Annotated in this window: 17 protein-coding genes, 1 tRNA gene and 1 pseudogene; 10 read left to right on the top strand and 9 right to left on the bottom strand. The window is 60.8% G+C overall.

Features of this window, described 5'->3' with window-relative positions:
* Positions 1-4: 4 nt before the first annotated feature.
* The 3 genes from rplK to secE form a co-directional block, all read right to left on the bottom strand.
* On the bottom strand, positions 5-433 hold the full coding sequence (rplK, locus tag NWI_RS06990) for a 50S ribosomal protein L11 (RefSeq protein WP_011314625.1): 429 nt from the start codon (positions 431-433) through the stop codon (positions 5-7).
* A gap of 187 nt (positions 434-620) precedes the next feature.
* A complete protein-coding gene (gene nusG, locus NWI_RS06985; protein ID WP_011314624.1) occupies positions 621-1,151 on the bottom strand; it encodes a transcription termination/antitermination protein NusG in 531 nt (176 codons plus the stop codon).
* Positions 1,152-1,180: 29 nt separating this feature from the next.
* A complete protein-coding gene (gene secE, locus NWI_RS06980) occupies positions 1,181-1,372 on the bottom strand; it encodes a preprotein translocase subunit SecE (RefSeq protein ID WP_011314623.1) in 192 nt (63 codons plus the stop codon).
* Positions 1,373-1,717: 345 nt separating this feature from the next.
* Between secE and NWI_RS06975 the strand changes: the two genes are divergently transcribed.
* The 7 genes from NWI_RS06975 to NWI_RS06935 all read left to right on the top strand — a co-directional run bounded on the left by NWI_RS06975 (position 1,718) and on the right by NWI_RS06935 (position 10,210).
* Positions 1,718-1,793 (top strand) — tRNA-Trp (locus NWI_RS06975).
* A gap of 946 nt (positions 1,794-2,739) precedes the next feature.
* Entirely contained in the window at positions 2,740-3,099 is a 360-nt protein-coding gene (locus NWI_RS06970) for a PRC-barrel domain-containing protein (protein WP_011314622.1), read from the top strand.
* A 1,102-nt stretch (positions 3,100-4,201) separates the two neighbouring features.
* Complete coding sequence (locus NWI_RS06955) at positions 4,202-4,462, top strand: hypothetical protein (RefSeq protein ID WP_041344886.1); 261 nt, start codon at positions 4,202-4,204, stop codon at positions 4,460-4,462.
* Positions 4,463-5,027: 565 nt separating this feature from the next.
* Positions 5,028-5,264: a hypothetical protein gene (locus tag NWI_RS06950; protein ID WP_011314620.1), complete on the top strand. Its 237-nt coding sequence runs from the start codon at positions 5,028-5,030 to the stop codon at positions 5,262-5,264.
* Positions 5,265-5,842: 578 nt separating this feature from the next.
* Positions 5,843-6,403, top strand: a complete 561-nt coding sequence (locus NWI_RS06945; RefSeq protein ID WP_011314619.1) for an RNA polymerase sigma factor — start codon at positions 5,843-5,845, stop codon at positions 6,401-6,403.
* A gap of 61 nt (positions 6,404-6,464) precedes the next feature.
* Positions 6,465-7,424 carry a FecR family protein gene (locus tag NWI_RS06940; RefSeq protein WP_011314618.1) on the top strand — a complete coding sequence of 320 codons (960 nt, stop codon included), beginning with the start codon at positions 6,465-6,467 and terminating at the stop codon, positions 7,422-7,424.
* Positions 7,425-7,762: 338 nt separating this feature from the next.
* Entirely contained in the window at positions 7,763-10,210 is a 2,448-nt protein-coding gene (locus tag NWI_RS06935) for a TonB-dependent siderophore receptor (protein WP_011314617.1), read from the top strand.
* A gap of 211 nt (positions 10,211-10,421) precedes the next feature.
* Here the strand turns inward: NWI_RS06935 and NWI_RS06930 are convergent, their stop codons facing one another.
* Positions 10,422-11,147, bottom strand: a complete 726-nt coding sequence (locus tag NWI_RS06930; RefSeq protein ID WP_011314616.1) for an outer membrane protein — start codon at positions 11,145-11,147, stop codon at positions 10,422-10,424.
* Positions 11,148-11,531: 384 nt separating this feature from the next.
* On the bottom strand, positions 11,532-11,972 hold the full coding sequence (locus NWI_RS06925; RefSeq protein ID WP_011314615.1) for a hypothetical protein: 441 nt from the start codon (positions 11,970-11,972) through the stop codon (positions 11,532-11,534).
* A 273-nt stretch (positions 11,973-12,245) separates the two neighbouring features.
* Between NWI_RS06925 and NWI_RS06920 the strand changes: the two genes are divergently transcribed.
* The 3 genes from NWI_RS06920 to NWI_RS06910 all read left to right on the top strand — a co-directional run bounded on the left by NWI_RS06920 (position 12,246) and on the right by NWI_RS06910 (position 14,267).
* Complete coding sequence (locus tag NWI_RS06920; protein ID WP_041345483.1) at positions 12,246-13,025, top strand: NAD kinase; 780 nt, start codon at positions 12,246-12,248, stop codon at positions 13,023-13,025.
* 106 nt (positions 13,026-13,131) lie between these two features.
* Positions 13,132-13,677: a response regulator gene (locus tag NWI_RS06915; protein WP_011314613.1), complete on the top strand. Its 546-nt coding sequence runs from the start codon at positions 13,132-13,134 to the stop codon at positions 13,675-13,677.
* 11 nt (positions 13,678-13,688) lie between these two features.
* Positions 13,689-14,267 (top strand): Hpt domain-containing protein, encoded by a 579-nt coding sequence (locus NWI_RS06910; RefSeq protein WP_011314612.1) that lies wholly within the window; start codon positions 13,689-13,691, stop codon positions 14,265-14,267.
* 615 nt (positions 14,268-14,882) lie between these two features.
* On the opposite strand, the pseudogene NWI_RS06905 reads toward NWI_RS06910, so the two are convergent.
* The 4 genes and pseudogenes from NWI_RS06905 to folE form a co-directional block, all read right to left on the bottom strand.
* A pseudogene (locus tag NWI_RS06905) lies at positions 14,883-16,025 on the bottom strand (DUF2336 domain-containing protein); the annotation flags it as partial.
* A gap of 214 nt (positions 16,026-16,239) precedes the next feature.
* Positions 16,240-17,184 (bottom strand): transglycosylase SLT domain-containing protein, encoded by a 945-nt coding sequence (locus NWI_RS06900; protein ID WP_011314610.1) that lies wholly within the window; start codon positions 17,182-17,184, stop codon positions 16,240-16,242.
* Between the two features lie 371 nt (positions 17,185-17,555).
* The gene (gene hisI, locus NWI_RS06895; RefSeq protein WP_011314609.1) at positions 17,556-17,993 is read right to left on the bottom strand and encodes a phosphoribosyl-AMP cyclohydrolase; all 438 of its coding nucleotides are present in this window, start codon (positions 17,991-17,993) and stop codon (positions 17,556-17,558) included.
* A 244-nt stretch (positions 17,994-18,237) separates the two neighbouring features.
* Positions 18,238-18,963 carry a GTP cyclohydrolase I FolE gene (gene folE, locus NWI_RS06890; protein WP_011314608.1) on the bottom strand — a complete coding sequence of 242 codons (726 nt, stop codon included), beginning with the start codon at positions 18,961-18,963 and terminating at the stop codon, positions 18,238-18,240.
* Between the last annotated feature and the right edge of the window lie 246 nt (positions 18,964-19,209).

The raw sequence follows: 19,209 nt of genomic DNA, 5'->3' as shown, positions 1-19,209 counted from the left end.
TTCGTTACTCCGCCACCTGAAGGCCCATCGAACGGGCGGAGCCTTCAACCATGCTCATGGCTGCCTCGACGGTGTCGCAATTGAGGTCCTTCATCTTCTTCTCGGCGATCTCACGCACCTGCGCCCTGGTCAGCGTGCCAGCGGCATCGCGGCCCGGCGTCTTGGAGCCCGACTGGATCTTCGCCGCCTGCTTGAGGAAGTAGGCCATCGGCGGGGTCTTCATCTCGAAGGTGAAGGAACGATCCGCGTAGATTGTGATCACGACCGGAATCGGCGTGTTCTTTTCTTCCTTCTGGGTCTGGGCGTTAAAGGCCTTGCAGAACTCCATGATGTTGAGACCGCGCTGACCAAGCGCGGGACCGATCGGTGGCGAGGGGTTCGCCGCACCGGCCGGCACCTGCAATTTCAGGTATCCGGTCACTTTCTTTGCCATGCGTCACTCCTGTTTGTGGTCATGGCTCAAGCGGCTGGCGACCGCCCTCACCTCCCACGATGATCGCCTGCTCCCTCTCCCCGTTCTTACGGGGAGAGGGTCGGGGTGAGGGGCGGCCATTAAGCAAGGCCCCCTCACCCGACCGCTACGCGGTCGACATCTCCCCGCAGGCGGGGAGAGGTGAAACCTAAACCTTTTCGACCTGACCGAATTCCAGCTCGACTGGCGTTGCGCGGCCAAAGATCGACACCGCGACCTTCACGCGCGAGCGAGCCTCGTCGACTTCCTCCACGACGCCGGAGAACGACGCGAACGGTCCATCGGCCACGCGGACATTCTCCCCGACCTCGAAGGAAACCGACGCCTTGGGCCGCTCCACGCCTTCCTGCACCTGATGCATGATGCGCATGGCTTCGGCTTCCGATATCGGCATCGGCTTGTTCTCGGCGCCGAGGAAGCCCGTGACTTTCGGGGTATTCTTGATGAGATGGAACGCCTCGTCGGTGAGGTTCATCTTCACCAGCACATAACCCGGGAAAAACTTGCGCTCGGTATCGACCTTGCGGCCGCGCCGGACTTCCGTGACCTTCTCGGTCGGCACCAGCACCTGCTCGAAAAGATCCTCGAGCCCGCGCTGCTTGGCCTGCTCCCGGATCGACTCCGAGACCTTTTTTTCGAAATTCGAATAGGCGTGGACGATATACCAGCGCATGCTCATTGTTCAGTCCGTGCGCGTCATTCGTGCTGTCAGTGAAGACCTAGTACGAACGTGATGAAAACGCGGATAATCTGATCCGTGAAGAAGAAGAAGATCGACGCCAGAGCCACCATCACGAACACCATGATCGTCGTCACCGTGGTTTCGCGGCGGGACGGCCAGGTGACCTTCGCGGTTTCCGTGCGCACTTCCTGCAGGAATTTGAACGGGCTGAAAGCCATCGTTGATGATCCGCGTTCGTTTTGTGCCGGTCTGGTTTCGCAAAAATCCGGGCAGCCTCTCTCGCGCGCCCAACCCTCTATCTGGAGGGTAGCCGCCCAACGGGCTGGACTGTCCGGGAATTCAGGGCCGCGTCGGATATCCGTCAAATCGGGCCGACAGCAGGTGCCGCTATCTACTGCCGGCGACTGAAAAGGTCAAGGGTACGGCTTGGCCGCGTCTGCCACCATGAATGGCGGATCAGGATGAGGAACTTCTACTCGCCGCCTCCCGCGCGTTTTCAGAAGCCGGTTCGATGCATTTTGGGGCTGACGGGGCGTTTTACGTTCGCTATAGAAGCATCCACTAGGAGTGTAGCTCAATTGGTAGAGCACCGGTCTCCAAAACCGGGGGTCGCAGGTTCGAGCCCTGCCACTCCTGCCAACCACTAAATATTTCAATAGGTTGCAAGCGAGGTGCGACCCCTTCGGCTCGGTGCGACCCCTTTCGTACTCCACGCGCAAGGCCGTCGCGATCGTCTGGTGCGCCTTCACCTTCATTCATTCAGTGCAGTGACCACTATGGGCTCGAGAGCGGGACATGGAACGGCGAGACGCCACCCCCGATCGGCCACCCCGAAGGCAACAAGGGTCACAGGTGGGGAAAGCGGAAGCTGGCGAGGGACCGGTAAAGAACTCCACGGAGTTGACCCCACGCCTCACTTCGACAACAGCAACCCCGCGCCTATCATAGCGGTGGCAATCGCCACCCCCGCGTAAAATTCCATCATGGCATGCATCCTTTTTTCGTCGGCAAGGGACTCCGGTTCGATGGATACCGCCCCGAGTAACGGCCCGACGTCACTCCTTCGGCAAGGGGGAGTTAGACACCGGGACCGTCACCGGGAGGCGTCCTGGGATACCTCAGTTTGATAACGCCCCGGCCAGCATCAGGTTGCTCGTAGAAAACCCCGCCTGAGCAGTCACTAAGCGTATGGTGGCACTTCAACGAGTGTGCCGATCAAACGAAGCAATGCCTGCTGTTCTGGGCCTTTTCCACTCCGAAGGAATTCACCAAGCTCAATATGCGACAACCGCCCGCAGGATGGGGAATTAGGCTGGTGGATGATAAAGGCGTGCCCGTTCGTGGGCTCCCGACCCAAGTACCAGGAATCGCCATTCGGGCTTCGATAAAGTTCGCGGCGTTCTGTCATGACCGGCCTCCCGTCTTGAGGCTCAGCTTATCACAGGGGAGCCCGACCGCACCGAAATGACAGTGCGGCAGTTTAGCCAAAGCGGCGCAAGTCTGTCTGTCCGACGTGCGACAGATCGCGCGTCCGTAGGAACGTTTCCCCCGCCAGTCCCTTCTCTCAGTAACCTAGGAGAACTGCATGGCAACCGAAGAAACGATTGATCATCTGATCAGCGATAGAGAGTCTGGTAAAGCTGTTTATGGGGCGGAGAACAAAAGAATTGGTTCAATCGAAAGTGTGATGATTGACAAGACCAGCGGGGAAATAGCCTACGCCGTACTCAGTTTCGGTGGATTCCTCGGTATAGGCAAAGAGCATTACCTGGTGCCCTGGGCGGTGCTGCGATATGACACCGCTCTTGGCGAATACGGTTCCGACATCAGCGGGAGCCGGATGAAAGGTGGCCCCAAGCACGGTACGGAGACCATCTTTGATTGGAACGCCCGATACGCAAAGCTCGATGGCTACCATAACGAGGTAGTGGTACGTCCTGGTTGAGCACTGAAATTCAGAAGCAGACGGGCCAAGGCCCTGTTCTCTTACCAAAAATTACCCGCCGGGCCTTCCCGGCGGGTTTGTTTGTATGCATCAATCACGACGAGAAGGTTCGGTAATTGGCGCGTCTCTTCACTCACCTCAAGCCCGCCGCGCTCCTGGCGGGCTTTTTGCAAGAACAACTTAGGATTGCTATAATCCTACTGCGACACCCCGCCCTGGCAACTGGCGGCAAAGGTGCTGCACCAGGCGGCAGAGCACGGCGGCCCTTTCGTTTTCATGGCCCGGGTAGCGTTCGCCAAGGCTGTATTTGGAGAGGAACCGCCCCAGATCGGCAACCCGGAAGGCAAGAAGGGCCATAGGTGGGGGAAGCGGAAGCTGGCGAGGGATCGGTAGTTAACTCAGGGAACCCCCGAACACGCTTCGAGTTTGCGATTCGATCCCAGCAGCATCGTCAGAGCCAACCGCACACCGGTACATCCAAGGTCGCGCGATGGTTGGTGATGGTAAATGTGCATGAGTAGTCGTATCGCTGTGTGACGATGTGGCTCAACCTGTCAGAAGTTTAATTCTATCGACTCATCGTCGTCGGAGTTCCGCAGTACAGCCGTCACTCATAAATGGTAGAGCGCCATCCAAAACGGAGATTCTACATGTTTGACGCAGGGCTAATTGCGGTTATGCGAGGCGCGCTTGAGCAAGCCACACTGGACGTCCGTCCGGATCCGTCTACACAAGCGTTAATGGCCGAACGGATTCTCCAATCAGCCGCGAGTGGAACCCGCTCGCAGGAAACATTTCGCATCGTTGCGACCGAAGCCGCCGCAGATAGCGAGCGGCTACGAGTTCTTAACCCCCTTCATTCGCGACACATGGACCAGGACCCCGTTGACCTAGAAGAAGGGAAGGAATTTTGGTGACCGCTTTCCTGTGCAGGTCAGCACCGCTGCACGAGCTCGACAGATCGCAGCGGAGGAGTTCGAGGCGGTAGCTATCGGCAATCACGACTACATCTACGAGAGCTATTTCAGCTCACGCTAGGACTACTCCCACACGCGGGAGCTGCCGCTGAAGGCGGAGCGGGGAGCCAGCGAAAGGATGTATTATGAATAAGCGTCAGGACTTGGGTCACATCCGAACACTGATAAAGGCGCGTGGACAGGAAGCATTAGCCCGACAGGGGGATAAAGAGCCGGCCATCGATCCCGTCAAAGCCTTGCAGCACATCCGGACGCTGGCTCGATCGGCGCAGGACAGCGACGACGCGGCCCTGCTGCGGAAGCACATGGAGATGATCCTGGTGCTGGTGGATAAGGCTTTGCCGAGTGGGCCAGAAAACCCCGCCGAGGCGATCTTTGGGGTGTGACCCGACATCCAGAATTGAATGCGAAGCGGTGAGCGACAGCGACACGGGGGATTTGATAAAAAAACCCCCGCCGGCTCAGGCGGAGATCTTCAGCCTGCTCAACAGGCCCGGTAGATTACATCGGGAGCCTTAACGCCTCTTCGTCATAACCGCGACGGTTGCTGTAAGACATCCAGCTTATTAAGCCGACCGCGACCATGAGCATGGAAACACCTCCGAATCCCAAGGGAATCCAGCCGCTCATCGGAATATCGCTGGTCCACGCCGAGATTGCCCAGACCCATACTCCGATCAGGAGAGCCGATGAGGGGTAACTCCTTCCTGGTCAGCGCTCCACGCTGCCGATCGATCGGCACGCTGTACTTCATCTCTGACTTCAGATTGGCTTTCGAGGGGTCGTCTACGTTCTTATTCGGAATCGACATAAATTCTCCTGACACCGTGCGCGCGATGATGCGCTCATCACGATGGCTAAGCACTCAACTGGCATAAGGTTGCTCGAATTGCCGCAAAGAAAACCCCGCCGGAGCGGGGTTCTCGTAGTCTTGCTTAGCTGGCTTTCTTTATGCGCTCCGCTGATGAAGGCAACGTTGTCCCCCTGCGCTCCAACAACGGCGACATCGTCGATCGCATGGCCGCCGATCTCATTCGCTTCGAGGCGACCGGCACCGAGAGCGACGCAATCCGCTCGCTGATGTGCACGCGCCGCTACAGTTACAGCGACATCGCGACATTCGTTGACGACGCACTGGCCGTGGCCCGGCAGGAGATTGTCACCACTGAAATGGCGAGGGCGTCATGAGCAGGATCGCCGACAACATTCTGCTCTGGATCTACATCGGAGTGTTACTCGCCGGCACCATCGTGGACACATGGCAGGTGCCCCGATGAGAAACCGCCCCTCGCCTGCTTTTATCGCGAAAGTGCTCGACGCCCTGCCCGCCGACGGCGCGCCGACCCCACCAGAAGGAGAGCAAAATGCAGTTGGTTGAGGTGCGACCCCTCTGTAGTTTGTAGGGCTTTTGAAGGGCTATTTGAGGCGCGAAAAGGGTCGCACCCATTGTAATCATTGGGATTTCATAGCCATGCCACTCCTGCCAGATAACCAGTTGAACTCCCCGACAGAACGCTAACGCCACTCCGCCTCGATCATTCCAGGATCGAAGCAACGGCGCCTGTTGCGACGGGACGCCCACCCTCGCGGACAGCAAAGTGTGGCTTCTCCACCATTGCAAGCCTGTCCAGAAAGCTGGCCAGGATTGAAGATCCGAATTCCCTGCCCGCCTTGGCCGGGAGCGCCTTATCCTTGTCGAATGCACGACAAGGTTTAGATGCGATCTAAAGTTAGAAGCTTGCGCTGCAGGATATTTGTCTCTGTATATGCCTGCCTATTCGGACAGGAATCGTAGCGTGGCGCCGGCCAGTATTCTCGACAGCGACAACCTCCTGGATCGCGCCATCGAAGCGCACTATGCCGACATCAAGGCGGCGGTGCTGCGTCGCGGCTGCGCGCGCGGCCTCGTCTCGGACGTCGTCCACGACCTCTATATCAAGCTTGCCGAGCAGCCCGACCTTTTGAAGAACAAGCGCTCGCTGTGCGCGTTCCTGTGCCGCTCGGCGATCAATCTCGGCATCGACCGGATGCGCCGCGCCCGGCTGGAGCAGCATCTTTTTTCAGGAACCGAGGCTGAGGCGCTGGCCGTCCCCGCCGAAACGGCGGCTCCCGATTACGGCCTGGATGTCGAAGCCCGCCTTGCGGTCTTGCGCGAGGCCATTACCGAGCTTCCGGCGCGCCAGCGCGCCGTTTTCATCCTGCATCGCCTCCACCGGCTGGAGCCCGACCAGATCGCGCGAAAGCTCAATATTTCGCGAAACATGGTGGACCGCCACCTTCGACGGGCCCTCGCGCATTGCCTCGATCGCCTGCTCGGTATCGAGTAAGAGTCCTTCACAAGGGGATTCACTCGTCTCCCTGATGGGTGAGAAGCGATCAGGAGTCGCGATGACAGCCGACCAATCCGCGCAGGCAAGCCGCAAACGACACGAAGAAGCCGCCGCCTGGGTGCTCAAAAATCGTGACATCAATCAAAGCGCGCACGAAAGTCGCGCGTTTGAGGAATGGCTCGACCGGGGCGAGGAGAACAGAGCGGCTTACGAAGCGGCCCAGCGGCTGATGGGCGAAGCGCGCACGGCCATTTTGAATGATCCAGCGCTGCGGAATTTCAAGGTCAAGCCGCGCCCGCGCGTCGCCAAGACCCTTGCGGTGGCGTTTCTCGGCGCGGCGCTCGCCGGCAGCGCGTTCGTCTATTCCGACGGCCCGATGCGACTTCTGGCCAACGCCATATCGGGCACGGGAGAGATGCCGACAATCGAACTGGCTGACGGCACGACCATCCAGCTCAACGCCTTTTCCGCCATCTCCTACCGATTTACGGCGGAAACGCGCACGGTCACGTTGCTGCGGGGTCAGGCGTTTTTCCAGGTCGCGAAGGACGCGAGCCGCCCGTTCGTTGTCGAGGCGAACGGCGGGCAGACCACCGCGCTCGGCACCGCCTTCGATATCCGGCTGGGTCAGAACTCAACCGAGGTGACGGTGACCGAGCATGCGGTATCGGTCACTCCTCATACGCACGCCGAGCCTGAGGTCCGGGTCAACGAAGGACAGCAGGCCGTCTATGACGCTGACGGCAAGGTGAAGGATGTCCGGCAGGCCGACACTCATGCGGTGCTCGCGTGGCGCCGGGGCCAACTGGTGGTCGACAATGCGCCGGTGGCGGATGTCGTGGCCGAGATCGATCGCCATTTCGCGGGGCGCATCATCATATCGAATTCGGACCTCGCCGCGCGCCGCGTCAGCGGCACGTTCACCGTCACCGATACCGACTCGGCGCTGGCGCTTTTGCGCGAGTCGCTGGGTCTGAGCGTGATCCGGATGGGGCCGCTGATCCTGCTGCGGGGATGAGCATTCATCCACCCATCCCCTCCCACCAGCGTCACACGCGGGCTTGATCCGCGTATCCATCGTTCCAGAATGGATTGCCGGGTCAAGCCCGGCAATGACGGCAGTGATTTGCGGCTACGACCCCCACTCCGTCATGGCCGGGTTTATCCCGGCCATCCACGTCTTGCCTGTTGAGACGCGGTGAAGACGTGGATGCCCGGCACACGGCCGGGCATGACGGGAGAGAAATTTCCTCATCGTCCGGAGTCCCAAAGCCCTTCCTTCATTCGTCACCTCAATGAACGGCTGACAGTGCGTCATCCCGACGCGGCGGCGATCAGCCTGGGGGATGAAGTTCGATGGGGGACAAGCGAATGGGGCGGATGCGTCAATCACAAGTTAAGGGGCGAACCCGATCGCTTTTGTTGGCGACGACGCTGCTCACAACCGGTTTCGCCGTGCCGGCGGCCGCGCAGAATGCGCCGGCATCATTGGCGGCGCGCACGATATCCATCCCTGCCGGCCCGTTGACATCGGCCCTGAACCAGTTGGCCGCGCAGACGGGGATGCAGGTCCTGTTCGACGCCTCGATCGCGCGGGGCAAGACGACGCGCGGCGCGCAAGGCGCGCTGACCGCGAACCAGGCGCTGTCGGTTATCCTCAACGGGACCGGCCTGGTCGCGCGGGCGACCGGCCCGAACGCGATCACCATCGTCGGACCGGGCGCTTCCGCCACGGGCGCGGCTCCGGCCGGCGCGATCGCACTCGACACGATCGATATTCAGGGCGAGACCGCGTGGGGTCCGGTTCAAGGCTATGTCGCGAACCGGAGCCTTACGGGCTCGAAGACTGATACCCCGATCATCGAAATTCCGCAGTCGCTGTCGGTAATTGGAGCCGAGCAAATCCGCGACCAGAAGCTGGTTTCCAAATTTGATGAGGTGTTGCGTTACACGCCGGGCGTCGTTGCCGGGACCTTCGGGACGGATCATCGCGACGACTGGTTCCTGATCCGTGGTTTTGACGCGCAGAATGACTCGCTTTTCCTCGACGGCATGCAGCTTTCCTATTTTGCCTTTGGCGGCTTTAAAATGCAGCCGTTCAACCTTGAGCGTGTTGAGGTGCTGCGGGGCCCGTCGGCCTCTCTATACGGTGGCTCGGGGCCGGGAGGACTCGTCAACGCCGTGAGCAAGCTGCCTCCGGCGGAGCCCCTTCATTATATTGAAGCTGGCGTCAATAATTTCGGTAACGCTTACACGCAGTTCGACTTCGGGGGCCCCGTCGCGACACAGCCTGGCAACGGCAAGATGCTCTATAGAATTGTCGGCCAGGTTCAGGGCGGCGGGACTCAAACGAACTTTGTCAACAACGACAACTATTTCATTGCGCCGTCCGTGACCTGGCTGCCCGATATAGACACGCGACTGACAGTCTTCGCGATGGCGTCCCGCACCCGCACCAGGGCCTCGAATTTCCTGCCCTATGTCGGCACCGCGACCGATGCCCCGTTCGGCCGGATACCGACGAGCCTGTTCACCGGCGATCCCTCGGCTGACCGTTATACGCGTACCCAAGAAATGGTCAGTTACCAGTTCGAAAAGCATCTTACGGACAATGCGACGTTCCGCCAGAATGCGCGCGCCGCCCATGTCGAGGTGAATTACACCGGACTGTACGGGCAGGGCTGGGCCACCACGCCGGCCGCGGCCAACATCACGCGGGGCAACTTCCTCGCCGCCTCGAAAGCCACTCAGCTCAACATGGATAATCAGTTTGAGTACCGCTTTGCCACGGGCCCGTTCCGGCATACCACGCTGATGGGTCTCAACCTCAAGCATTACGCGATCGACGACAGGCAGGGTATCGGACCCGGCACGGATCTGAACGTTCTCAACCCGGTCTATGGCGTTAACGCGCCCTTCGACGGCCCGCTTTATCAGGACGGCTATCTGACCCAAGGTCAACTCGGCATCTACCTGCAAGACCAGATCAAGTGGAACCGTTTCACGCTGATCCTGTCAGGTCGCAACGACTGGGTGGGTCTGGTTTTCAACAACCGGCTTGGGCCCAGCCCAAACCGGAACGATAGTAAATTCACAGGTCGCGCCGGTCTGATCTATAACTTTGACAATGGTCTCGCGCCCTATGCGTCCTACTCGACGAGCTACAATCCGATCGTCGGCCTGAATCCTTTCGGCGGATTGCTGCTGCCCGAAACCGCGGAGCAGACCGAAGTCGGCATGAAGTATCAGCCTGTAGGTCTCAACGCGCGGTTCGGCATCGCTTTATTCGACCTGAAGCGCAAGAACGCCCTGACCACCGACCCCACCAATGTGTTGTTTCAAACCCAGAACGGCGAGGTGACATCGCGCGGAATCGAGTTGGAAGCCTTGGCCAACATCACCCGCGACTTCAAGGTGGTCGCGAGCTATACCAACTACGCGTTATTCGTCAGCAAGGATCTGGATCCCACGCTGATCGGTAAGGTTCCGACCGCGAAGCCGCGCCAGGTCGCGTCGCTATGGATGGATTACACGTTCCGGGACAACTGGCTGGACGGCTTTGGTTTCGGCGGTGGCGTGCGCTATGTCGGCTCATCGTTCGCGGACGCGGCGAACACTTTATCCGTACCGTCGGTGGTTCTCGGCGATCTGGCGGTCCACTATGAATGGGCGAACCAATGGCGCGCGGCGATCAACGTAGTCAATATCGCCGACACCCAGTATGTCGCAAGCTGCGGCTTCGTCACGTCATGCTTCTACGGCGACCGGCGCCGCATCACGGGAAGCCTCTCCTACAAGTGGTGATCGACCACGACCGCCGCCCGTTGTAAGCATTGTTTCTGAGTATCGACCGCGTTTGATCCGCAGTCGGACAGCGGATCGCATCACCCGCAACCGGAGCATGATCCCGGCCCGAAGGGCCGCGCCAGCGCAAAGTGGAAACCGGTTTTCGGAAAAGATCATGCTCAAAAGGCCGGCGCGATGCCGGCCTTTGCCATTCGGCGCGAGGCGATCCTCAATATTGAGGAGCCGGATATTGAGGGGCCGGTGGCCCACCCCAGCCGAAGCGATAGTTCACGCCGGCTTTCACGGTATGCTCGTCGTTGCGGAAGCTCGCTCCGACAACATCCGCCGGCGAACCCGCGCCGAATGTCGTTCTGCCGAAATTGAAATACTGGTACTCCGCCTTGGCGGACCAGTTCGGCGCGAACATGTATTCGAGACCCGCGCCGACGGTGTAACCGCTATTTCGATTTCCGGTGGTTGTGAAAGCCTGCGGCGCGCCGGCCGCGTCGGTCACACCGAGCGCGCCGTCCCTGAACGCATAGCCGCCCTTGGCGTAGAGAAGGGTCGGTCCCCAGCTATAGCCGAGCCGGCCGGTCACCGAACCCAGCCCGCTGTTGCCGCCGGTCACAACGCTGCCGCCCGGAAAGGCCACGTTCTCTCTGTAGTTGGCGAGCCAGCTATGCTGGGCCTCGATGCCGAGCACCCAGTTGTTCGCGAACTGGTAGTCGGCGCCGCCCTGCACACCGCCGAGGAAACGGCCGTCGCTTCCACCCAGATCGCCGCCGAACGCGCCGCCGAGATGGCCACCGATGTAAAAGCCGGTCCAGTTGTAAACAGCCTGCGGCGGCGTATAGGGCACCGGCGCCTTTGTATAGGGCCGCGGCGCAATGTCAGCCGCAAGCGCGGGCGCGGCGAAGGCCGTAGCCACAACGGCCGTGAGCAAAAACTTTTTCATGATGGGTTTCCCCTCTCGTTGGATACCATCATCGTTTCAATCAACCTGGACAAACAACGTGGCGCGAGTTTGGTTGCCGAACGGCAGAGCGGCGGCCTCGGTGCTACCTTACGACGCGCTGCTTCTATGTAGGAACCGCCGCCGGGAAAAACAGGGCGCGCCGCTTTCGGCCGCAAAAGCGCGGGAAAACTCAGCGCGGACAAATTCGGCCGCGAGCGAAAAAGGTTCCAGCCTCTCCGAAACGTGATCAACCGGGCTGGACGCCCCGGCCCTGCCCGGCGCTTATAGCGTTTTCGAGCGAAGTGGAATCCGGTTCGCGCAAAGAAAACGCGTCAAATCAAAACGCTAGAGTCGTTCACCGCTTCCATGAAGCAATGAACGACTCTAGCGCGTCAGCTTCTCAAGCTCCGGGAACGGGGCGTAGACCGCGCCGGCACAGATGTCGTCGGTCTTATCGATCATCCGATCGAGCCGCGCATCGACGTACACGATCGCCCGCTGCGCCACACCCCGATAGCTGCCGTCGATCTCGCGGGCGTTATAGCGCAGGCAGCTCACATAACGCCGCCGGCCCCCGACGGTGCGCTGAGCCGGCTCGGCCATCGCGGCGTCGCGAATGCCGGCGGGGTCGTTCAGGTAGGTTCTGAGAAACGCGAGCACCTGAGTGCGATAATCGGTCGGAAAAGGTTGATCAGCAACGCCGCGATCATCGGTATACACCAGGCCGCCCTGACCACGGCCCTGATCGCCGCTGTCGGTCACGCAGGCCGTGAGTGACGCCGCCAGAATTGCGATCGCCACGAATTTTGCAGATGCCCCCAACACCCGTCCGTCTTTCCGGTTTGTCTTCCTCCGGAAATCACTAAACCGTCCGCAGCCGAAATCAAATTCGCATTTCGTTTATCGGCACGAAAGTTCGGGTTGCGCCGAATCGGGGCTTGCGGCAGCCGGATACCCACTTCGTTCGAAAACGAATAACCATCAATGAATCGGAATCTCGACACACCGCCGCAAAGCGCGGTTAAGTGTCCTCTCATAACTGTGGCGTAACCGGAAGCGACACGCCGCCGGCAACAGCCGCAAAGCCAGCGAATGATCATGACCTCCACCCGATCGTATAACCGCATCGCCTTCGTCGGAGGCGCCAGTCCGGAAGCCCGGCAGGCGCTGACGGAGCTGGTGAAGACCTATGGCAACCGCGATCCCGAGGACGCCGACGTGCTGGTGGCGCTGGGCGGCGACGGGTTGATGCTGCAAACCCTGCATCGGAACATGCGGTCGGGGAAGCCGATCTACGGGATGCATCGCGGCACGGTCGGGTTTCTGATGAACGAGTACAGCCGGCACGATCTCCATGCGCGCCTCGCCGCCGCGACCGACACAGTTATCCATCCGCTGCTGATGCGCGCGACCGACGTTCACGGTACGGTTCACATTCATCACGCCATCAATGAAGTGTCGCTGTTTCGCCAGACTCACCAGGCCGCGCGGCTCCGCATCCTGATTGACGAGCGCGAACGCATGGCCGAACTCATTGCCGACGGCGTGATGGTTGCCACGCCGGCCGGATCGACCGCCTACAACCTGTCGGCGCAGGGACCGATTTTGCCGATCAACGCGGCGCTGCTCGCCCTCACTCCGATCAGTCCGTTCCGTCCACGTCGCTGGCGCGGCGCGCTGCTGCCGGATACCGCCATCGTGACGATCGAGACGCTTGAACACGAAAAGCGTCCAGTGGCCGCCGTCGCCGATCACGATGAAGCTCGCAACGTGCGCCGCGTCGAAGTCTCGTCCGACAAGACGATTGCGATGCGGATGCTGTTCGATCCCGGCCACAGCCTCGAGGAACGAATCCTCAGGGAGCAATTCGGATACTGATCTCTCCCCTCTCCTCATTTTCCGGTGGTCTCGGGGAGACGGAAGCGGCAACCATTCGTTAACGGCAAGGACATATAGTTAACGGCAGGTATACCGGATCCGCGCCATGTACGGCATCGACTTCAACAAGCTGCGGTTTCTCGTCTGCGATGACAACGCGCACATGCGCCGCATCCTGCGTACGCTGCTGCATTCGTTCGGCGCGCGCGAAGTCTACGAGGCCGAGGACGGCGCCACCGCGCTCGAGATGTATACTCATTATGTTCCGGACATCGTCATCGTCGACTGGGCGATGCCGATCTTCGATGGCATCGAGTTGACGCAGATGATCCGCCAGCCCGACTCCAAGGGAAACCCGTTTGCCCCGATCATCATGCTGACCGGACATTCGGAGAAGCGGCGCGTTACGGTCGCGCGCGATGCAGGCATCACCGAATTCCTTGCGAAACCGATTTCAGCCAAGGGTCTCTATCAAAGAATCCTGAACGTCGTGGTCTCGCCGCGCCCTTTCATCAAGACCAAGAATTATTTCGGTCCGGACCGCAGGCGCAATACCAGCAATGCCTATATCGGCCCCGAGCGTCGCGGCGCCAGGGAGCCCGACGTTATCCAGCAGCCGTCGCTGCTGGATAAGGCTCGAGCACCGGGTTAAGAGGCGCGAACATGCTGACGGAAAATTCCCAGGAACTGAACATTCAGGCATTCGCCGACCATCACATCATCACTCCACCCAATCGGCTGCGCAACGCGGTTCGGCTGGTCGATGAGAAGAACTTCGACGACCCGATCGCGCGCGCCGAAAAGGCGCTCGCCGGACTTTCGGACGAATTCTCCAAGTGGATGGAGATCGAGCGTGACCGCCTTGTGATGGCTCACGCGGCCATTCTCAACAACGGATTCACTCCGGCCGCGCGCGATGAGCTGTTCCGAGCCGCGCATGACATCAAGGGCGATGCCGCGACCTTCGGTTATCCATTCGCCGCAGCCGGGGCAGAAAGCCTCTGCCGCATCATCGAACATGCTCCGGCTCTCGACCGGGTGCCCGCCGAACTGATCGCCTATCACATCAACGCGATCCAGGCGATCGTGCGCGAGCATACCACCCCCGGCGCCGAGATCACGGCGATGGAGATCAACCGGAAACTGCGTCTCGTCGCCGATGAATATCTCGCGGCCGTCAATCAGGACCGTCCCGAACACCTTGAAGCCATTCTCGCACCGAGCATCGCGCCGACAGAGTAGCGCGCGCCCGATCGCTTTCTGCAAACGGCCGCGAGTTGTTTTCCCAGCCGAACGCCCGCCGCGGAGACCTTCGCTCGCGCGAACGAGCTACGCCGCCGCAAGCAGATCGCTGAGCAGCGGTTCGCGATATGCTGGCGGAGCATTTTTCAGCCCGCTAAAGTCAGGCTCACGGTAGAGGGAATCGTAGGGCGCCGGCTCATCAAACCTCGGCTCGACGCGCTTCGGTTCACAAGACGAGACGATGTAAGGTCCATCTTCGACAGGCTCGTCTTCGTAAGACAAGGTTTCGTAAGGCAAGACCTCGCAAGACAAGGCTTCGTAAGGTACGGCGTCGGGAGACGTCGCGTCGTCAAGCTCGGCGTCACGCGGCTCGTATTCGGCGAACCTGGTTTTGAGCGCAAGCCGGTCGAGAAATCTCGGTCGGGAGGTCTTCATCCCCTCGCCGAAGCGGTAAACGACCCCGGCATTCTGATCCGACGCGTCTTCTTCAAGCGAGTTGATCTCCACTTCACTTGGAAGCGCTATGGCGGGCACGGGTTCGTAGAACTCCTCGCGAACTTCGAGATCGCGGAGCGCCGTCTCCCCAGCCGGCACATCTTCAATCATCGGCGAACGGGCCGCCTCCGCGACCAGCTCGTCACAAAAAACGCGCGCCTCGTCGCGCGCCGATTCCGTCGCGAAACGCCGCAGCAGAGTCAGCAGAGGCTGTGAGATCTCGGCGGACGCCGCTTCACAAACTGTCAGCACGTGTTCGACCATGCGACGACGCAGCCGCACCGCGCCATCGACCGTTGCCACAAAACCAATCTCTTCATGCGCTTCCAGCGCGGCGCGAAACGCAGGAAACGCGGATTCCGGCAGCCCCGCCCGCGTCAGCAAAGCAGGCAGGCTCGCGCCGCCGCGATCGTGAACAAGCGCGGTGACGCGACTGAAAGGCAGCCCGGACAGATCCGCCAGCGCATGGTGAAACAGGCCGAGAGTCCCCGACAGCAGCGCGCGCAACATCAATCCGGCGGTGAGTTGCCCCGTGGCGCGCAGATGCGCGACCAGACACGTCATCTCGTCCTCTCGCGCACGCGCCACGATATCGACGATCGAGCGATCGCGGGCGTCGCTGACCGTACGGCCGGCGCGCTCGGCGCTGAGCCAGTCTCGCGCGACAACGAACCGCGCCAGCGAGTCCGAAAGCTTTACAGCCAGCAAGAGCCGCGTGACCGCGGGCAGACCGTCGAGCGCGAGCATCGCTTCCCGGATCGCCGGGAGATGACCATGCCGTTCGACGATGCGATCCCATGAAACGCGAGCGAGATCGGCGCCCGGATTCTCGATAAGCTCAAGGGCCGCCGCCGCCGAGCCAACCTCGGCGATGGCTGCACAGACCGGCACCGGCACGCGAACGCGGCGTGCGACGGCGCACTGCACCTCGCAGCTACCGGTCGCGACGATGTCGACGAGATCCGCATCGGTCAGGAGCGGCGAATGTTCGAGAACCGGAATAGCGACCGAAGGCTGATCGACCGACAATGCCCGAACGATCGTTGGCGGCGCGTTCGCGCTGCGCGCAAAGACGTCCGCCATCGCCCGGCGAACCAGCGGAGACGAGTCATCGAGTTGCAGCAGCAGCCCACCCTCGGCGGCGGCGCGTTCATCATCAGAGAGATCGGATATGAGCCACGCGCGTGCCAGCGCTCGCGTCGCCTCGGCGCGCGCGCCCGCGGAAGCGGTCCGTACCCAGCTTAGGAATTGCCGAATGATCATGGTGTTTCCGGCTTACGCACCGACATCGCGAAACGGTGCCGGTCATAGAAAATAAACCATGACGCTTAACAAAGAGTTCACCATAACCATTTGCCTTCGCTGACGCTTCGTTAATGCGGGCGTTCACGCGCATGAGGCGGAACGCGACAGATGGTCATGCGAGGCGTTCACAGCGCGCCGCGCTGCTTCCGTTTCCATCAAGGCCGGAAAGGCTCTATTCGCTATAAGCGCCGCTGCGATCGCTGAACAGATCGAACGGCGGACGCGGATCAGAGGTAGATGGGTTTTGCGCCGTGGTAGATGGCACACCCCACAATTCCTGAACGACCGGAGACACCGGCTGCGCGCGCTCGCCGACTTGAAACAGCGAACGGAACATCGGCTGGCTTGGCGCGACCGAGGATGATGCCGCGACCGGCGCGACGCCGCCGACATCGGGCAGCCGCGACAGATAGGCCGCGCGATCAGACGGCGTCGAGAATTGCGTCCCGGACGCCGCGGCCATGCGAGTCGCCGGCGAATTGGCGGCGACGGCGTAGCGCCGATCCAGATCCGCATAGACTTCCGACACGCTGCGCGCACGGCCGCTATGATCATAGAAGATCGGACGGTTGGCGGCGGCGGCGTTCGGAAACAGGAGCGCGCCGGACGCTTGCGGATTGCTTTCGGCATTCGCGATCAGTTTCGCGGCTCCGCTGACGCCCATGAAGTGCGCCATGTAGAGTTCGCTGTCGGTCGGACGGCGGCCTATCAGGCCGGTCAGCTTGAAACTGTTGGATTTCGTCAGCACGCCGGCCATCGCCGAGGCAATCGCCGGATCGTCGCGCAGCTTGAGAATGGCGGCGCGGGCCGCCGGATCCGCAACGGAGTAGGTACCGGATGGCGATCTGGCGATAGCGTCGGCATAGCCGTTAAAGCCGAGCGCGGGCCCCGCCTCCTTCACCGTGCCGAGCCAGGTCTGCTCGATGAACTGATAGAGGCCCTTGGCGGACGACGTGCCGGCGGCGGCATGAGGATTGAAATTGGATTCCATCTTGGCCGTCGCGAGCAGGTACTCGAAGCTCGCTCCCGTGGCCTCGGCGGCGCGCCTGATGGCGGTGGTTATTCCACCGAAGACTCCGCTCAATCCGGAAACGGCATTGGCGGAATCGACGTTCATCCTGACCTCCGCTCCCGCGAACCCGCCGCTCGTCTTCCGGAGCAACCTCGGCAATTGTGTCGCTTATTCCGACGTCTCCGGACGGCTGCTGCTCGCTAGAGCGGCCGCTGGTCAAATGGAATCAGCGCCGCCGCTCCAGTTAATTGATTGAGCATCGGATTTATCCCGAAACCGGTTCCCACTTTCGGGTCCGATGCTCTAGAGTCGTTCACCGCTTCATGGAATCGGTGAACGACTCTAGCCTTTTGATTTGACGCGTTTTCTTTACGCGAACCGGTGTCCACTTCGCTTGAAACGCTCCAGAAGCGCAAGGTGGAAGATTATGGTTAACGGCGCCTTAACGCAGGTCGCGAGCAAAGCCCGAAAACCCGTCAGGCTTTCGCGCGATAAACCTCGGCCGGATCGAAGAGCCTTTCAGCATCCACAAAGGCAAGACGGATTCCCGCGCCCTCGCCTTTTGCCACCGCCCGGTAGAAGCACGAGCGCCGCCCGGTATGGCAGGCGGCGCCCTGCTGCTCGACCTTGATCCAGACAGCGTCCTGATCGCAGTCCGTCCGCATCTCCAGCACGCGCTGGACCTGACCCGAACTCTCGCCCTTCCGCCATAACGCCTTGCGCGATCGGCTGTAATACCAGGCGTCGCCGGTCTCGACGGTCCGCCGCAGCGCCTCTTCATTCATGTGCGCTACCATCAGCACGTCGCCGGTTTTGGCATCCGTGGCTACGCAGGTCACGAGCCCGGACGCGTCAAAGGAGGGCTGGAACGCCAGCCCTTCCTCGGTCTCAGATGAAGATTTCGATCCAGACACAGGAAATCCCTACGGAATAGGACCTACAGCATTTTCCGGCGAAGTGGATACCGGTCGCCGCAAGAAAATGCGACCAGACAACCACTTCGAGAGCATGGTTCGATTCAACTTGATCGGATCATGCTCTGGAGTCTTTCACCCCTTCATGGAAAAGGTGAAAGACTCTATCTTTCTTTATGCTTGACGTGCTTTCTTCACGCGAACCCGGAATAGCAATGGCTTCGCTCCGAAACGCGGATGGGGACTAACGCGGCTGCCCCCGTACCATGGACAGGAAACGCGCCTGCTCCGCCGGATCGTCTCGGAACACGCCGGTGAACCGGCTGGTGACGGTCATCGCGCCATGCTTGGCGACGCCGCGCACCGACATGCAGGTATGCTCGGCCTCGATCATCACGGCGACGCCGCGCGGCTTGAGCACCTCGTCCACGGCCGCGGCGATCTGCGCGGTCATGTGCTCCTGGGTCTGGAGTCTCCGGGCGAAGATGTCGGTCAGACGCGCCAGCTTGGACAGCCCGACCACCCGCTCCACCGGCGTATAGGCGATATGCGCTTTGCCATAGAACGGCATCATGTGATGCTCGCACTGCGAAGTGAACTGGATGTCGCGCACCAGCACGAAATCATCATAGCCGGCGGTTTCACCGAAGGTCCGATTCAACACTTCGGCCGGACACTGATGATAGCCTTGATAAATCTCGTCATACGATTCGATCACCCGGCGCGGGGTATCGAGCAGCCCCTCCCGGTCGGGATTTTCGCCGATATAGGCCAGCAACGTTCTGACCGCGTCTTCAGCTTCATGCCTCGACGGGCGCTGCCGGTTCGGCTGAACCGCCGCCATAAACTCCGACGGGTCCAGTTGAGCGGGAGAAAAGCCGGCAGGCTTGGCGTTACTGGATTTGATATCAGAAGCCTTGTTGATGTCAGAAGGCTTGCCGCTGCGCAGCGGCTTGATCAAAGCGTCCATCTTCACTCCGTTCGACCGGCCTGACGTTGGACCGGAGGTGTCACCGGGCAGACGGGGCGGCCTTTCTCGCCACCGGACGCCTGAGTCCCTTGATATTTAACATTGCAACGTCCGAATTGAAGTTCAATCCGGGTGCGACGGAAAATCGCCGGATTGCGTTTCCGGTCGATAGATACATATATAGGCTTCGAGGTTCCCGTCGCCAAGAGCGGCGCTCCGCCTCTTTCAGCGATTCAATATCGAAAC

It is taken from the genome of Nitrobacter winogradskyi Nb-255, from assembly GCF_000012725.1.
In the GTDB taxonomy this organism is placed as follows: domain Bacteria; phylum Pseudomonadota; class Alphaproteobacteria; order Rhizobiales; family Xanthobacteraceae; genus Nitrobacter; species Nitrobacter winogradskyi.
This window is presented reverse-complemented; position numbering and strand designations above follow the sequence as displayed.

Excerpts from the sequence above, each read along its gene's own strand:
- rplK (WP_011314625.1), bottom strand. The coding sequence starts at position 433 with ATGGCAAAGAAAGTGACCGGATACCTGAAATTGCAGGTGCCGGCCGGT.
- nusG (WP_011314624.1), bottom strand. The coding sequence starts at position 1,151 with ATGAGCATGCGCTGGTATATCGTCCACGCCTATTCGAATTTCGAAAAA.
- secE (WP_011314623.1), bottom strand. The coding sequence starts at position 1,372 with ATGGCTTTCAGCCCGTTCAAATTCCTGCAGGAAGTGCGCACGGAAACC.
- NWI_RS06970 (WP_011314622.1), top strand. The coding sequence starts at position 2,740 with ATGGCAACCGAAGAAACGATTGATCATCTGATCAGCGATAGAGAGTCT.
- NWI_RS06955 (WP_041344886.1), top strand. The coding sequence starts at position 4,202 with ATGAATAAGCGTCAGGACTTGGGTCACATCCGAACACTGATAAAGGCG.
- NWI_RS06950 (WP_011314620.1), top strand. The coding sequence starts at position 5,028 with ATGCGCTCCGCTGATGAAGGCAACGTTGTCCCCCTGCGCTCCAACAAC.
- NWI_RS06945 (WP_011314619.1), top strand. The coding sequence starts at position 5,843 with ATGCCTGCCTATTCGGACAGGAATCGTAGCGTGGCGCCGGCCAGTATT.
- NWI_RS06940 (WP_011314618.1), top strand. The coding sequence starts at position 6,465 with ATGACAGCCGACCAATCCGCGCAGGCAAGCCGCAAACGACACGAAGAA.
- NWI_RS06935 (WP_011314617.1), top strand. The coding sequence starts at position 7,763 with ATGGGGGACAAGCGAATGGGGCGGATGCGTCAATCACAAGTTAAGGGG.
- NWI_RS06930 (WP_011314616.1), bottom strand. The coding sequence starts at position 11,147 with ATGAAAAAGTTTTTGCTCACGGCCGTTGTGGCTACGGCCTTCGCCGCG.
- NWI_RS06920 (WP_041345483.1), top strand. The coding sequence starts at position 12,246 with ATGACCTCCACCCGATCGTATAACCGCATCGCCTTCGTCGGAGGCGCC.
- NWI_RS06915 (WP_011314613.1), top strand. The coding sequence starts at position 13,132 with ATGTACGGCATCGACTTCAACAAGCTGCGGTTTCTCGTCTGCGATGAC.
- NWI_RS06910 (WP_011314612.1), top strand. The coding sequence starts at position 13,689 with ATGCTGACGGAAAATTCCCAGGAACTGAACATTCAGGCATTCGCCGAC.
- NWI_RS06900 (WP_011314610.1), bottom strand. The coding sequence starts at position 17,184 with ATGAACGTCGATTCCGCCAATGCCGTTTCCGGATTGAGCGGAGTCTTC.
- folE (WP_011314608.1), bottom strand. The coding sequence starts at position 18,963 with ATGGACGCTTTGATCAAGCCGCTGCGCAGCGGCAAGCCTTCTGACATC.